11 protein-coding genes are annotated in these 14,442 nt (G+C 59.7%); 4 read left to right on the top strand and 7 right to left on the bottom strand.

The window, feature by feature from the left end:
• Window positions 1-16 precede the first annotated feature (16 nt).
• A complete protein-coding gene (gene orn, locus AC097P_RS11590; RefSeq protein WP_479610572.1) occupies window positions 17-589 on the top strand; it encodes an oligoribonuclease in 573 nt (190 codons plus the stop codon).
• Between the two features lie 231 nt (window positions 590-820).
• Entirely contained in the window at window positions 821-2,746 is a 1,926-nt protein-coding gene (locus tag AC097P_RS11585; RefSeq protein WP_479610571.1) for a DEAD/DEAH box helicase, read from the top strand.
• A gap of 76 nt (window positions 2,747-2,822) precedes the next feature.
• Here AC097P_RS11585 and AC097P_RS11580 read toward each other — a convergent pair whose 3' ends face one another.
• The 3 genes from AC097P_RS11580 to AC097P_RS11570 form a co-directional block, all read right to left on the bottom strand.
• Window positions 2,823-3,692, bottom strand: coding sequence for an NAD(P)-dependent oxidoreductase (locus tag AC097P_RS11580; protein WP_479610570.1), 870 nt, complete (start codon window positions 3,690-3,692; stop codon window positions 2,823-2,825).
• A gap of 108 nt (window positions 3,693-3,800) precedes the next feature.
• Window positions 3,801-4,778: a GMP reductase gene (locus tag AC097P_RS11575; RefSeq protein ID WP_479610569.1), complete on the bottom strand. Its 978-nt coding sequence runs from the start codon at window positions 4,776-4,778 to the stop codon at window positions 3,801-3,803.
• Window positions 4,779-4,911: 133 nt separating this feature from the next.
• Entirely contained in the window at window positions 4,912-5,508 is a 597-nt protein-coding gene (locus AC097P_RS11570; RefSeq protein ID WP_479610568.1) for a chalcone isomerase family protein, read from the bottom strand.
• 127 nt (window positions 5,509-5,635) lie between these two features.
• Here AC097P_RS11570 and AC097P_RS11565 point away from each other — a divergent pair, with 127 nt between their 5' ends.
• On the top strand, window positions 5,636-8,023 hold the full coding sequence (locus tag AC097P_RS11565; RefSeq protein ID WP_479610567.1) for a UvrD-helicase domain-containing protein: 2,388 nt from the start codon (window positions 5,636-5,638) through the stop codon (window positions 8,021-8,023).
• A 61-nt stretch (window positions 8,024-8,084) separates the two neighbouring features.
• Here AC097P_RS11565 and AC097P_RS11560 read toward each other — a convergent pair whose 3' ends face one another.
• The 4 genes from AC097P_RS11560 to AC097P_RS11545 all read right to left on the bottom strand — a co-directional run bounded on the left by AC097P_RS11560 (window position 8,085) and on the right by AC097P_RS11545 (window position 11,465).
• Window positions 8,085-8,651 carry a FlgO family outer membrane protein gene (locus tag AC097P_RS11560; RefSeq protein WP_479610566.1) on the bottom strand — a complete coding sequence of 189 codons (567 nt, stop codon included), beginning with the start codon at window positions 8,649-8,651 and terminating at the stop codon, window positions 8,085-8,087.
• 326 nt (window positions 8,652-8,977) lie between these two features.
• A complete protein-coding gene (locus AC097P_RS11555) occupies window positions 8,978-9,703 on the bottom strand; it encodes a FecR family protein (RefSeq protein WP_479610565.1) in 726 nt (241 codons plus the stop codon).
• Window positions 9,700-10,479, bottom strand: coding sequence for a BPSS1780 family membrane protein (locus tag AC097P_RS11550; RefSeq protein ID WP_479610564.1), 780 nt, complete (start codon window positions 10,477-10,479; stop codon window positions 9,700-9,702). The genes AC097P_RS11555 and AC097P_RS11550 overlap by 4 nt, the downstream gene beginning before the upstream one ends.
• Window positions 10,476-11,465: a homoserine kinase gene (locus tag AC097P_RS11545; RefSeq protein ID WP_479610563.1), complete on the bottom strand. Its 990-nt coding sequence runs from the start codon at window positions 11,463-11,465 to the stop codon at window positions 10,476-10,478. The genes AC097P_RS11550 and AC097P_RS11545 overlap by 4 nt, the downstream gene beginning before the upstream one ends.
• Before the next feature lie 139 nt (window positions 11,466-11,604).
• Between AC097P_RS11545 and polA the strand changes: the two genes are divergently transcribed.
• On the top strand, window positions 11,605-14,406 hold the full coding sequence (polA, locus tag AC097P_RS11540) for a DNA polymerase I (RefSeq protein WP_479610562.1): 2,802 nt from the start codon (window positions 11,605-11,607) through the stop codon (window positions 14,404-14,406).
• Window positions 14,407-14,442: the final 36 nt, after the last annotated feature.

Below are 14,442 nucleotides of genomic sequence, written 5' to 3'. Positions count from 1 at the left end.
CAGCGACAATTGGCCCATGGATACACCCATCAACCCCCCTTTAAGCAAATCCGACAAAAACCTGGTCTGGCTCGACTGCGAAATGACCGGCCTGGATCCCGAAGCCGAACGCATCATCGAAATCGCTGTCATCGTAACCGGCCCCAACCTGGAGAACCGTACCGAAGGCCCGGTATTCGTCATCCACCAGAGCGACGCCCAACTGGACAAGATGGACGCCTGGAATAAGGGCACGCATGGCAAGAGCGGCCTGATAGACAAGGTGAAGGCGTCGACCGTAACCGAGGAGCAGGCGCAGGACGCGCTGATCGCCTTCTTGAAGCAATACGTGCCGGCCAATGGCTCGCCAATGTGCGGGAACTCCATCGGGCAGGACCGGCGCTTCCTGATCAAGTACATGCCCAAGCTGGAGGCTTTCTTTCACTACCGCAACCTGGATGTCAGCACGCTGAAGGAGCTGGCCAAACGCTGGAAGCCCGAGGTGCATGCATCCTTCAAGAAACAGCAACGCCACACAGCCCTGGCCGATGTGCACGAGTCGATTGATGAGCTCGCGCACTACCGTCAGCACCTGATGAAGCTCGATTAGCCAGTCGCCCATCAAAAAAATTAGGTAGAAACCCGAATTCATGCCATAATCGGTGGCTGCGCTGCAATCAGTGGCGCATATTTGTACATCTCCCTTCATTCACCGGGTTCGCAAAGTCGGGCCCCAAGCGCTGAACAGTTTTTCAGACGCAGGTTTCGTTTGATGGTTGATGTTTTTTAACCATTGACGGAGCAGCCGCATACCCTGCGGCACTCGCGTGTGAGTAAAACAATGACTGACGCTTTTGAAGTGACAGGTGCGTTTGCGCCTGCCGAAATCCTCTCTACCCCCTCTTTTGCCGGCGATGCTGTAGTTACAGCCGACGCCAGCACGGACATCGACGCGACTGAAGTTGCCGAAGTGCCAGAAGTACCGAATGGCTTTGTGACCCTGGGCCTGGCGCCAGAACTGGTCGCCGCCGTCAAGGACCTGGGCTACACCCAACCTACATCGGTTCAGCTGAAGACCATTCCCTTGGCGCTGCCAACCGATGGCGCTGACCAGCAAGCGAAAAAGTATATTGACCTGATGGTCTCCAGCCAGACCGGCAGCGGCAAGACCGCAGCCTTTTTGCTGCCCGTGTTGCACACGCTGCTGAAGCAATTGGCCCAGGCCGAAATTGACGAGCGCGCTGCGTTCGACCGCGAAGTGGCGGAAGCCGTTGCCCGTGGCGAAGCACCACCCAAGCGCCCCAAGCGCAAAGACCCTACCAATGCCCGCAACTTCAAGGCCCCAGCACCTGGCGCCCTAATCGTTTGCCCAACCCGCGAGCTGGCCCAGCAAGTGGCTAACGATGCGATCGACCTGGTGCAACATTGCCGCGGTCTGCGCATTGCCAACATCGTGGGCGGCATGCCCTACCAATTGCAAATCGCCAAGCTGCAAAACGCCAATCTGGTCGTGGCTACACCTGGCCGTTTGCTGGATCTGCAACGCTCCATGCAAATCAAGCTGGACCAAGTTCAGTTCTTGGTAGTTGACGAAGCCGACCGTATGTTGGACCTGGGCTTCTCCGATGACCTGGCAGAAATCAACCAGCTCACCATCGGCCGCAAGCAGACGATGATGTTCAGCGCAACCTTCGCTCCACGTATCCAGCAGTTGGCTGCCCGCGTGATGCGCGAACCCCAGCGCGTGACCATCGACAACCCGCAAGAAAAACACGTCAACATCAAGCAAGTGCTGTTCTGGGCCGACAACGCCCAACACAAGCGCAAGCTGCTGGACCACTGGTTGCGCGATACCGGTATCAACCAGGCTATTGTGTTTGCCAGCACCCAAATCGAGTGTGACGGCCTGGCCAACGACCTGCAGCAAGATGGCTTTGACGCCGTGGCCCTGCACGGTGCCCTGAGCCAGGGTCTGCGCAACCGCCGCCTGATGGCGCTGCGCAATGGCCAAGTCCAAATCCTGGTAGCGACCGATGTGGCTGCCCGCGGTATTGACGTGCCCACCATCACCCACGTGTTCAACTTCGGCTTGCCGATGAAGGCCGAAGACTACACCCACCGCATTGGCCGTACCGGTCGTGCCGGTCGGGATGGTCTGGCTATCACCTTTGCCGAAATGCGCGACCGCCGCAAGATTTTCGACATCGAAGCCTACACACGCCAGCCTATCAAACCTGAAACGATTCCGGGTCTGGAGCCACAACAACGCGCACCTGAGTCGCGCCCCAGCTTTGCTGGCCGTGCCAACCCAGGTGGCGGCTTCGGCGGCGACCGCAAGTTCAGTAATGGCCCCCGTGAAGGTGGCTTTGGTGGAAATCGTGGCCACGGTGGCGGCGGCGGTTTCGGTGGACGCCCACCGGCTGCAGGCCCCCGTGAATTTGGCAACAGCGCACGTGACTTCGGCGGTGCAGCCAAAGAAGGCTTCAGCTACGAACGCAAGGGTGGTTTCAACGACCGCTTTGCGGGCGGCCAAGGTGCTCCACGCGGTGATGCACGTCCTCCCCGTGGTGACTTCGCTCCCCGTGGTGATTTCCAGGCTCCACGTGGCAACTTTGACGCCCCCCGTGGTGACTTTAGTGCACCGCGCGGCGATTTCGCTGCCCGCAAGCCCGCTTTCAGCAAGCCCATGGGTGTGAAGCCCGGCAATGCCGGCAAAGTGTTTGTACCCCGTGATGCCAAGAAGCGTGTTGCCCGCACGTTCGATTGACCTGCACTGTTGGCGGGTCGGCCGTCACCCAACAAAAAAGGACCCACCGGGTCCTTTTTTTATGCCTCCGAAGCGTTCAGGCCATCCCGTTGCGGCTTGCCAGTTCCACAAACAGGCCGGAGTGGTCGAGGTCAGCCAAGCCATGCTCGATCCCTTGGGCATACAGCTGCTCAAACAGCGCCGTGATCGGCGCGTCGAACCCGACTTCACCGGCCGTGGCCATAGCATTGCGCAAGTCCTTGAGCTGTACCGACATGCGGCCTCGCGGCGTGAAGTCACGCTCCACCATGCGCTGGCCGTGTACTTGGAGGATGCGGCTATCTGCAAACCCTCCGGCTATGGCCTCCTTCACCTTGCCCATGTGCGCGCCGCCGCGCTCGCACAAAAGCAGAGCTTCGGCCACGATGCCAATCGTCGCACCCACAATCATCTGGTTGGCGAGCTTGGTCAATTGGCCCGCGCCAGTGGGACCGACATGGGTTGCCCGGCCGAATACATTTAATATCGGCAATGCTCGCTCAAAGCTGCTGGCCTTGCCGCCAACCATGATGGCCAGCGTACCGTTGTCGGCGCCTATGGTGCCGCCAGACACCGGCGCATCCAGGTAGGCGATATGCCGCTCGTTGAGTCGGGCGGCGTGGTCGCGGGCTTCGGCTGGCCTGATGGAGGACATGTCGACGAGCAGGCTATTGGCGGGTATCGCATCGGCCACGCCCATGTCGAACAGGACCTGGCCGACGACGGCGCCGTTATCCAGCAACGTGATGACCAACTCTGAATCCCGCACGGCATCAGCGGCGTGTGCGTGAACGACAGCCCCGGCGCTGGCGAGGCGTTGCGCCTTCTGCAGTGTGCGGTTCCAGACGTGGACCGTGTGCCCTGCCTCGCACAGGCGCCGCCCCATAGGAAAACCCATGAGGCCGATACCCAGTACTGCAACTTTCATGCTGTCGTCCTCCGCATGGCACCAGAATACTCCCGCCATGCGGTCATCTGGTGTCAGTTAGGCGGGGATTGCTGTCAGGTGACTGACGGGCTAGGGCCCACGCCTTGCCTACATCAGCAAGTGTTCGCCCGCGTTGTCACCTCCCAGCGTCACGTAGTTAACCTTGCGGATATCCATCAGCTTTTTGCCACCCGAGTAGCTGATCGAGCTTTGCACATCCTGCTCCATCTCCACCAAGGTGTCCGCCAGCTTGCCCTTGATAGGCTCCAGGATGCGCTTGCCTTCAACGTGTTTGTACTCGCCCTTGTTGAAGTCGCTGGCCGAGCCGTAGTACTCTTTGAACAGCTTGCCGTCCACCTCAACGGTTTTGCCGGGAGACTCTTCATGGCCGGCAAACAGTGAACCAATCATGACCATGGTGGCGCCAAAGCGGATGCTTTTGGCAATGTCGCCATGGTCGCGGATACCGCCATCGGCAATGATGGGTTTAGTCGCCACACGGGCACACCATTTCAATGCGCTCAGCTGCCAGCCTCCGGTACCAAAACCGGTCTTGAGCTTGGTGATGCAGACCTTACCCGGCCCAATACCAACCTTCGTAGCGTCCGCACCCCAGTTTTCCAGGTCGATCACCGCCTCAGGCGTGGCCACATTGCCAGCAATGACAAAGCTGGCGGGCAGCTTGCCCTTGATGTAGGCAATCATGTTCTTTACGCTGTCGGCGTGGCCGTGGGCGATGTCGATGGTGATGTATTCGGGCACAAGGCTTTGGGCCACTAGGGCGTCTACTGTGGCGTAGTCCGGCGGCTTGACACCCAGTGAGATGGATGCGAACAGGCCCTTGGCCTTCATGTCTTTAACGAACTGCAGGTTGTCAAAGTCAAAGCGGTGCATCACATAGAAGTAACCGTTCTGCGCCAGCCAGACGCAGATGTCTTCACTGACCACGGTTTTCATATTGGCGGGAACTACAGGGATGCGGAACTTGCGTCCCCCCAGCTCTACGCCGGCATCGCACTCCGAGCGGCTCTCCACGCGGCACTTGCGGGGCAACAGTAGGATGTTGTCGTAGTCAAAAATTTCCATGGTCCAAGCTCCTTCAGTCTGATTTCAAGAATAGGCGCTTGGACGGGACCCGGCATAAAAAAACCGGGTCCCAATTGCTTGGGCCCGGTGACTGATTGTATACAACTTCGCCAGCGCGTGTGCAAATCACCGTCTACATGTGGCCGAGCAGCGCATCCTTAACCTTGGCATCGGCCGGAAAGTCGCCCATCCAGACCCCCATCGCAGCCCTGAATAACTCGGCTTCGCGGTAGGGTTGGCCCTGCAGTTTGCCGCCCAGGTAGATGACCAGGCCAGAAATGGGGACCCAGTCCATGGTCATGACTTCGCCGGGCTTCAGCACACGGTTGGCCTTGAAGATTTCACCAATGCTCATCAAGCCGGGTATCAATTTGGCGCGATCGCTCTTGCCCGCGACATCGTCAACGCTACGGTTGAACATCTTGACGATGGGGCCGGTGTCCACTTCCTTGACCGCGGTCAGCACCAACCGTTTAGGGCCAGGCACAGCCAAAAGCTCATCCATGGTCTTGAACTTCTGCTTGGCGTAGATCTGTACTGCATAGGAGGGTATCTTCCCATTCGAGACCAAGCCTGCGCCGTTAAGCACCAGGGTATTGTTGTAAATGGTGAGAGACTCTTCTACCTTGACACCGCCTATATCGAGCGTGGCCGCGTACACGGCCGCGTCCAACAGCAGGGCAGTGTTTGCAAGCAGAAGTAACTTGAGGAGCTTGTTTGTAAATAGCATTCAGCGTAGCGCCTTATCATGGTATAGCCGCAGTGATGATACTGGGTGCCAGTGACTTTTGGCGCACATTCGGGAAGACACCTAGACCGGGGTCATACCAGTGACCACGTCCTTCCTACAATCAACCATGTTTTCTACACCCGCTTTCGCTGCCGACACGTCTTCCCCTTTGCTGGCCACGCTGAACCCCGAGCAGTGCGCTGCCGTGACCCTGCCGGCCGAGCATGCGCTGATACTGGCCGGAGCAGGCTCCGGCAAGACCCGCGTGCTGACCACCCGCATCGCCTGGCTGCTGCAGAACGGTTATGTGGGCCCGGGCGGCATTCTGGCGGTTACCTTCACCAACAAGGCCGCCAAGGAGATGATGACGCGGCTCTCAGCCATGCTGCCGGTCAATGTGCGTGGCATGTGGATCGGCACCTTCCACGGCCTGTGCAACCGCTTCCTGCGTGCCCATTACAAAATGGCCAACCTGCCGCAGGCCTTCCAGATCCTGGACACGCAGGACCAGCTCAGCGCCATCAAGCGCCTGTGCAAGCAGAACAATATCGACGACGAACGGTTTCCGGCCAAGCAATTGCAGTGGTTTATCGGCGGCTGCAAGGAAGACGGTTTGCGTCCAAGCATGGTGGAAGTGCGCGATGAGGAGACCCGGCGCAAGGTTGACGTTTACCAACTGTATGAGGAGCAGTGCCAGCGGGAAGGGGTCGTGGACTTTGGTGAAATGATGCTGCGCTCCTACGAGCTGCTGCGCGACAACGACCCGATCCGCGAACACTACCAGCGGCGCTTTCGCCATATCCTGATTGACGAGTTTCAGGACACGAACAAGCTGCAATACGCATGGATCAAGATGCTGGCGGGGCAGGGCGGTAACGCTAGCCCGGATGTGGCGGGCGGCGCCGTGCTGGCCGTGGGTGATGACGACCAGAGCATCTATGCCTTTCGCGGTGCGCGGGTCGGCAATATGGCCGACTTCGTCACCGAATTCAACGTGCAGCACCAGATCAAGCTGGAGCAAAACTACCGCAGCTACAGCAACATCCTGGACTCGGCCAATGCGCTGATCAGCCACAACAGCAAGCGCCTGGGCAAGAACCTGCGCACCGACCAGGGAGCCGGCGAACCCGTGCGGGTCTACGAAGCTCCAACCGACTTCGCCGAAGCCCAATGGATGGTCGATGAGATGAAGCAATTGGTGCGCGACAACGGCACCGAGGCCGGATTTGAGCGCAAGGAGATCGCGGTGCTCTACCGCAGCAATGCGCAAAGCCGGGTGATTGAGACCGCATTGTTCAATGCCGCCTTGCCGTACCGTGTGTACGGCGGCCTGCGGTTTTTCGAGCGTGCCGAAATCAAGCACGCGCTGGCCTACTTGCGCCTGCTGGAAAACCCAAACGACGACACCAGCTTCATGCGGGTCGTCAACTTTCCGGCGCGTGGCATTGGCGCTCGCAGCCTGGAACAGTTGCAGGATCTGGCACGCGCCCAGGGCTGTTCGCTGCACGATGCTGTCAGCGTTCTGCCCGGGCGTGCCGGGGCCGTGATTGGCGGCTTCGTCGCCAAGATGGATGTGCTGCGCGAGCAGACGGCAGGCATGAACCTGCGCGACATCATTGCGCACACGCTGGACCACAGCGGCCTCGTCGAGCATTACAAAGCCGACCGCGAAGGCGCGGACCGGCTGGAGAATCTGGACGAACTGGTCAATGCCGCTGAGAGCTTTGTGATGCAGGAAGGTTTTGGCCGCGACGCCGCAGCCATGGCAACAGGGGTGACGGCGGGCCAGAGTCCAGTGAGCCAGGGCCTGGACCCAAACGCCCCAGACCTGCCGCCCGACGTGCTCGGTGATACCGGCGAGACGTTGTCCCCATTGGTGGCCTTTCTGACCCACGCCGCCCTGGAGGCCGGTGACAACATGGCCCAGGCCGGGCAAGACGCCATCCAGCTGATGACAGTGCATTCCAGCAAGGGTCTGGAGTTTGACGCCGTCTTCATCACTGGCATGGAAGAGGGCCTGTTTCCACATGAGAATTCGATGAATGACCGCGATGGCCTGGAGGAAGAGCGTCGCCTGATGTACGTGGCCATCACCCGCGCACGCAAGCGCCTGTACCTGAGCCACTCGCAGTCACGCATGCTGCACGGCCAGACGCGCTTCAACATGAAGAGCCGGTTCTTCGAAGAGCTGCCCGAGGCCGCGCTGAAGTGGTTAACGCCCAAGAACCAGAGTTTCGGGCGGAATTGGAACGCTGGGTCTGCTATGGAATCAGGAGCTGGTTACGCACGCCCTACGGGGGCTAGCGGCCTATTTGGTCAAACTGTTCCGCGCAAGGAGGAGCCCAATAAGCATGGCCTGCGCTTAGGGCTGCTGGTGTTCCACGCGAAGTTTGGAGAAGGCACGGTGCTGACGCTGGAGGGTGCTGGGGACGATGCACGGGCCCAGATCAACTTCCCGCGCCACGGGACCAAATGGCTGGCGCTGAGTGTGGCCAAGTTGACGCCTGTCCCGTAGATATAGACGCCCAAAAAAACAAAGCCCGGCAAGGCCGGGCTTTTGGGAGAAGCTAAAAAGCTTAGCGCGCGTTGGGGTTCGTAACCTGCAGCAGCTTGGTGACGTCCTTGTCGTTAGGCAAGGCATAGTCATAACCACGGATGATGCGGCTGTCTTCGGTGCGAACAAATTTCAGACTGACATAGGTGAAATTTGCGGCGGCCGAGTAGGTGCCAACCAACACCATACTGGCGCTGTGGCTGCGCGCGATGTCCTTGATCTCGCGGGACAACAGCAGTTCACCGGTTTCTTCGCGGATGAACACATCGCCACGCAGCTTCATTTCCTTGACATTGAAACCGTTGGCCGCCATTTGCGAAGCGTATTGCTCTGACAGTGTGCGGCCCAGTGGAGCTGTGCGGCGCATGTCGTTGACGTTGACGATAGTAGCAACCAATACAGGTGTGTCACCTAATGGGCCGCGATCATAGTTGCCAATCAAGTTATTGACCGCATCTCTGTTTGTACCCAAGAATTTGCTGCCTGCCGCTTCGTCATATGAGGGGTCAACCCGCACGCTATTGGGCGCGCCACAGGCAGCCAAAACACCTACGGCTGCCAGTGCAGAAAGAATCAGTTTTAAGTTCATGGGCCTACTACCTTATACATACGGAGTGATCGCATTTGCATCTGGGCCTTCTCGGCCGCCGCCTGCGCACTGACTGCCGGATCGGGAGACGTTGCGCAACCGACCAGCAACACAGCGCCGACACCGATTGCCACCTGCATCAAAGTTTTGGGAATCAAGGTAGCCCCCTTATCCAAGGTTATTAAAACGAGACGCCATTTTCTGCGCCATCAACAGGATTCATTATCAATCGACCTCGTCAATAAAAACAAGACAAATCAATACCTTCTACCGCTTTTTTCATGTTGTTTAGGTGATTTGTTGTGGCTTTGGCAACACAAGAAGCATCAGCCACCGTATTCGCGTTCCATGCCTTTGTCGCCTTTCTGGCCACTGATCTGCCAGGCCGTGCGCTCTCCGATCAAGCGGGCCAAAAACTCCAGTTCGGCGTCGGAGTGGTTGATGGCGCGGGCAGGGGTCAGCGCAGCGCGGCCGTCCAACAGGGGTTCGCCCCAGACGGCCTGGTGGTAGCTTGATTCGGAGACTTCGCGGTCCTCACCCGAGGCCAAGTCCACGACCCCATAGCAATTGCAAAAATAGGTGCGGCTATTGCCCTGTCTGGAGGGAAACACCTCGGTGTAGACGCCGGTTCCGCGTATGCCGGCGGTCAAGGTCGGCGTGAGGATCTGGCGGCTGGTGCCCTTGCCCCACACGCTGACCACGGCACCGGTCAGCAGGCGCAGCAGGCTGACAGCGTTCAGCGAGGGGCCGCGCTCAACCATCAGACTGGAGTTCTGGCGTACGTGAAATGCGGAGTTACCGACAACGAAAATCAGCGTAGACCGTGGCCCGGTGACGATTTCATCGCCGGTTTGCACGGACTGGCCGGCCAACAGGGCCTGGCCATTGACGGTTGCGTCTCCGCGCAACTCCACCACATTGCCTCGGGCCTGTGCATGGGCCGCACCCAGGCTACCCACAGCCGTCCACGCGGCTGCGGCTTGCAAAAAGCCACGGCGTTGGAACCACAGCAACTCGTCCTCGTTGCGGCCTTCTAGATAGTGCTGTGTCATGTGTCGTCCCCTGGGATGCTTTCAAAGCTGTCTTGAAATGTGAAGTAAATGGATGCAAACACCATCGTTGCCAGCAGAACAGCGGCAGGGTAGGCCATTGCGGCTACCGCTTCGACCCCGCCTATGGCTGCAACCAGCATGCTCATGATGATGCCAAATCCTAGAAAAACACCCATCCAGACCAACCCGTAGATCACAAACGCCCGAAAATTGCCGGCGACAGCCGCCAGCGCAAAGAACAGGCTTTTGACCGGTGGCGTGCCATGCCAGTGAACCAACGCCGCCGCGTGGCAGAACAGTAACGTGAGCGGCATGTTCAGCGCCGATGCCAACAACATCGCGAACTGGAAGTCCATGGACTGGCGCGCTTCGACCGACGGCACCTCTCCCAGCAGCATCAGCTTGGCAAAGTTGCCGCCATCCACCAAAGGCGTGCAGCACAAGATGAGGACGATACCTGCGGTGTAGAGGGCACCCAAAATCAGCATGAAGCGCCGTTGCTGGCTACCGGCACGAAAGGCGGTAATCAGAATAGTTGGCATCGGGAACTTGCCATGGCTGGCTTCCCGCGTTGCTGCCAGCAGGCCAAAGGTTACGCCCGGCATCAATACAAAGGCCAGCACGCTGCCGACAATGGGCACCACATTGAGCACGGACATCACGGCCAGGAAAATGAAGAACAACCCCGACAGCGCCAGCGGTTGTCTGAAAAAAGTTTTTATGCCCAACTTGACCCATTGGGCGCCCCGGCTGGCCGGGACGATGTGTAGTTTCATGCAGTGGTGGCGTCGGAAGATGTCAATGGATGGAGGATACGCTGGCGCAGCACCCGGTGGAAATGGTCGGGGTCGTGGGCCTGCAGCACCGCGGCCTCGCGGGGCAGGTGCAAGTCCCACAGCCGCGAGATCCAGAAGCGCAGCGCAGCCGCCCGCACCATGGCGGGCAGCAGTTGGCGCTCCTGGGCCTGTAATGGCCGCACGGCGGTGTAGGCCTGCATGAATGCCTGTGTACGCTCGGCGTGGCGCGCGCCGCTGGCCAGGTCTATGCACCAGTCGTTCAGGCATACGGCAAGGTCGAACAGCCAGCTGTCAACGCCAGCGAAGTAGAAGTCAAAGAAACCGGTGAGGACGGGCTGCGCTGCTTCGCCTTCGGGTGTCTCGAACATCACGTTGTCGCGGAACAGGTCGGCATGTATCGGTCCGCGCGGCAATGCTGTGTAAGCGGCGAATGTGGCCACATGGTTCTGGTAGGCCACTTCACTGCGCAGCAGGGCTGCCTGGTCCGCTGGCATGAAAGGCAGGATGACCGGCACAGTCTCGTTCCACCAGTCCAGCGCACGCAAGTTGGGCTGCTGCATGGTGAAGTCGCGCCCGGCCAGGTGCATGCGTGCCAGCATGGTGCCCACCTGCCTGCAATGTTCGGGGGTGGGGGCCAGTTCGCTCTTTCCCCGCAGGCGGTTGACCACAGCGGCGGGCTTGCCCTTGAGCGCATGCACCACATCGCCGTCGCGGTTGGTGGCCGGGTCGGGCACCGGAATGCCGTGGTGGGCCAGGTGCTTCATCAGCCGCAGGTAGAACGGCAATTGATCCATGCTCAGCCGCTCGAACAGTGTCAGCACATAGGCGGCCTGGTCGGTGGTGACAAAGTAATTGGTGTTTTCGATACCACCTGCGCACCCCGCCATGGTCTGGAGGGTTCCCAATTGAAGGCCTTGCAAGAAGTCCCTGGCCTCGTCGAAAGAGACCTCTGTGTAAACCGCCATGTGTCAGTGAGCCCGAAAGTCAGAAGCCTGCCCTGGTTCAGACGGGGCAGGCCGGGTGATGGAAGGTGGAGCGACGTGCGCGTGCGGATTGTAGAGTGGGCAACCGTGGGGGCAAAGAATTCACGGGCAGAATGCATGCATGACTGATAAGAAAACCTTGCTGCTGGTGGACGGTTCCAGCTACCTCTACCGCGCATTCTTCGCCGGCGGCGAAACCTTGAGTACCACGCTGCCCGATGGCACCGTCCAGAAGACCGGCGCCATCCGCATCATGATCAACATGATGCAAAAGCTCAGCAAAGACGTGCGGGCCGACTACACGGCCTGTGTGTTCGATGCCAAGGGTCCGACCTTTCGCGACGCGCTGTACCCCGAATACAAGGCCAACCGGTCACCGATGCCGGATGACCTGCGCTCGCAAATCGAGCCTATCCACGAAGTGGTCAACCTGCTGGGCTGGAAGGTGCTGGATGTGCCCGGTGTGGAGGCGGATGACGTGATCGGCACGCTGGCGCACTGCGCGGCCCAGCAAGGCGTGAACGTCATCATCTCCAGTGGCGACAAGGATTTGAGCCAGTTGGTCAACGAACACATCACCGTCATCGACACGATGAATGACCGCCGACGCGACGTTGCCGGCGTCGAGGCCGAATTCGGTGTGCCACCCCGGCTGATGCTGGATTACCAGACGCTGGTTGGCGATGCGGTGGACAACGTGCCGGGCGTGCCCAAAGTTGGCCCCAAGACGGCAGTAAAGTGGTTGCTGGAATATGGTTCACTGGAAGCGCTGGTTGCACGTGCCCATGAGATCAAGGGCGTCGTTGGCGAGAACCTGCGCAACTCGCTGGAGTGGCTGCCCAAGGGACGTGAGCTGCTGACCATCAAGACCGATTGCAGCATGGACGGCCACCTCGCCGGCCTGCCGTCGCTGGAAGAGATGGCCATACGCGGGCAGGACAGCGCGGCGCTGCGGGCTTTTGGCGAGCGTTACGGATTCAAGGGCCTGGTCAAGACGCTGGACAGCCAGGCCGTGTCCCCCGAATTGATAAAGGAAAGTCAAAGTAGCCGTGGCAGCACCGGCGCTGCACCGGGCTTGTTCGACGAAGCGCACGACATGGGCGGCACGCGCAACGCCACCAACCTGGTCTACGACACCATCTTTACTTGGGAATCGCTCGACGCGTGGTTGGTGCGCCTGCAAGCCGCGGAGCTCGTCGCCATCGACACCGAAACCACGTCGCTGGACGAAATGCGCGCCGAGATTGTTGGCATCTCCTTCAGCGTCAAGCCGGGCGAGGCAGCGTACATTCCGCTGACCCACCGATACCCCGATGCCCCCGCGCAGCTGAACCGTGAAGAAGTGCTGGCCAAGCTCAAGCCATGGCTGGAAAACCCGGCCGCCAAAAAGCTGGGCCAGCACATCAAATACGACCGCCATGTGTTTGCCAACCACGGCATAGACGTGCAGGGCTACGCGCACGACACCATGCTGCAGAGTTATGTGCTGGAGGCGCATATGCCCCACGGCCTGGCCAACTTGGCCGAGCGCCACGTGGGCCGCAGCGGCATCAACTACGAAGACCTGTGTGGCAAGGGCGCGGGTCAAATTCCGTTTGACCAGGTCGAGATTGCCAAGGCCGCCGAATATTCATGCGAAGACTCGGACCAGACGCTGGACGTGCACGGCGCGCTGTGGCCCAAGCTGGAGGCCGATGCCAAGCTTAAGTTCATTTATGAGTTGGAAATGGCCAGCAGCGAGACGCTGTACCGCATCGAGCGTAGTGGCGTGCTGATCGACGCCCCCATGCTGGCCGCACAAAGCCACGCCTTGGGCCAGCGCATTCTGCAACTGGAGACCGAGGCATACGAGATTGCGGGCCAGCCCTTCAACCTCGGCAGCCCCAAACAGCTGGGAGAAATCTTCTTCGACAAACTGGGAATGCCAGTCGTTAAAAAAACCGCAACCGGCGCGCGCAGCACAGACGAGGAAGTGCTGGAGAAATTGGCCGAAGACTACCCACTGCCCGCCAAGCTGCTGGAGCACCGCAGCCTGTCCAAACTGAAGGGCACCTATACCGACAAACTGGCCCAGTTGGCATTGCCGCGCACCGGCCGTGTACATACCCACTATGCGCAGGCCGTTGCCATCACCGGGCGCCTGTCCAGCAACGACCCCAACCTGCAAAACATTCCGATCCGCACACCCGAGGGGCGCCGCGTGCGCGAGGCCTTTGTGGCACCGCCGGGCAGTGTGATTGCCAGCGCCGACTATTCGCAGATCGAGCTGCGCATCATGGCCCACATCAGCGGTGATGCGGCTTTGCTCAGCGCCTTCCACAGCGGGCTGGATGTTCACCGCGCTACCGCCGCCGAAGTGTTTGGTGTGGCCGTGGACCAGGTGAGCAGCGAGCAGCGACGCTACGCCAAGGTCATCAACTTCGGTCTGATCTACGGCATGAGTGCTTTTGGTCTGGCGCGCAACCTCGGCATTGACAACACGGCTGCCAAAAATTACATCGCCCGCTACTTTGAACGCTATCCCGGCGTCAAGACTTACATGGAAACCACGCGCGAGCTTGCCAGAAAGCAAGGCTATGTGGAAACCGTGTTTGGCCGGCGCCTGCAGCTGGCCGGCATCATGAACGCCAAGGGCGCGCAATTGGCTGGCTTGGAGCGTGCCGCCATCAATGCGCCGATGCAGGGCACGGCGGCGGACCTGATCAAGCTCAGCATGAACAAGGTGCAGCAGGTGCTCGATGATGAAAAGCGCGCCACCAAAATGATCATGCAGGTGCACGATGAACTGGTGTTCGAGGTGCCCGAGGGCGAGGTTGATTGGATCAAGACCGAGATCCCACGGCTCATGGCCAGCGTGGCAGACCTGAAGGTTCCACTGTTGGCCGAGGTGGGCGTCGGCCCAAATTGGGACAAGGCGCATTGATTCCCGTAGACTGTGCTTTCCCCCAACAAAAACCTG

The sequence above is a fragment of the Rhodoferax sp. ZS1R8 genome, assembly GCF_056521325.1.
Note: the sequence above shows the minus strand (reverse complement) of the source record. Positions and strands in the feature narration are given on the sequence as shown.

Coding starts and splice junctions, on each gene's coding strand:
- polA (WP_479610562.1), top strand. CDS start 11,605: ATGACTGATAAGAAAACCTTGCTGCTGGTGGACGGTTCCAGCTACCTC.
- AC097P_RS11550 (WP_479610564.1), bottom strand. CDS start 10,479: ATGAAACTACACATCGTCCCGGCCAGCCGGGGCGCCCAATGGGTCAAG.
- AC097P_RS11585 (WP_479610571.1), top strand. CDS start 821: ATGACTGACGCTTTTGAAGTGACAGGTGCGTTTGCGCCTGCCGAAATC.
- AC097P_RS11580 (WP_479610570.1), bottom strand. CDS start 3,692: ATGAAAGTTGCAGTACTGGGTATCGGCCTCATGGGTTTTCCTATGGGG.
- AC097P_RS11575 (WP_479610569.1), bottom strand. CDS start 4,778: ATGGAAATTTTTGACTACGACAACATCCTACTGTTGCCCCGCAAGTGC.
- AC097P_RS11560 (WP_479610566.1), bottom strand. CDS start 8,651: ATGAACTTAAAACTGATTCTTTCTGCACTGGCAGCCGTAGGTGTTTTG.
- AC097P_RS11555 (WP_479610565.1), bottom strand. CDS start 9,703: ATGACACAGCACTATCTAGAAGGCCGCAACGAGGACGAGTTGCTGTGG.
- orn (WP_479610572.1), top strand. CDS start 17: ATGGATACACCCATCAACCCCCCTTTAAGCAAATCCGACAAAAACCTG.
- AC097P_RS11565 (WP_479610567.1), top strand. CDS start 5,636: ATGTTTTCTACACCCGCTTTCGCTGCCGACACGTCTTCCCCTTTGCTG.
- AC097P_RS11570 (WP_479610568.1), bottom strand. CDS start 5,508: ATGCTATTTACAAACAAGCTCCTCAAGTTACTTCTGCTTGCAAACACT.
- AC097P_RS11545 (WP_479610563.1), bottom strand. CDS start 11,465: ATGGCGGTTTACACAGAGGTCTCTTTCGACGAGGCCAGGGACTTCTTG.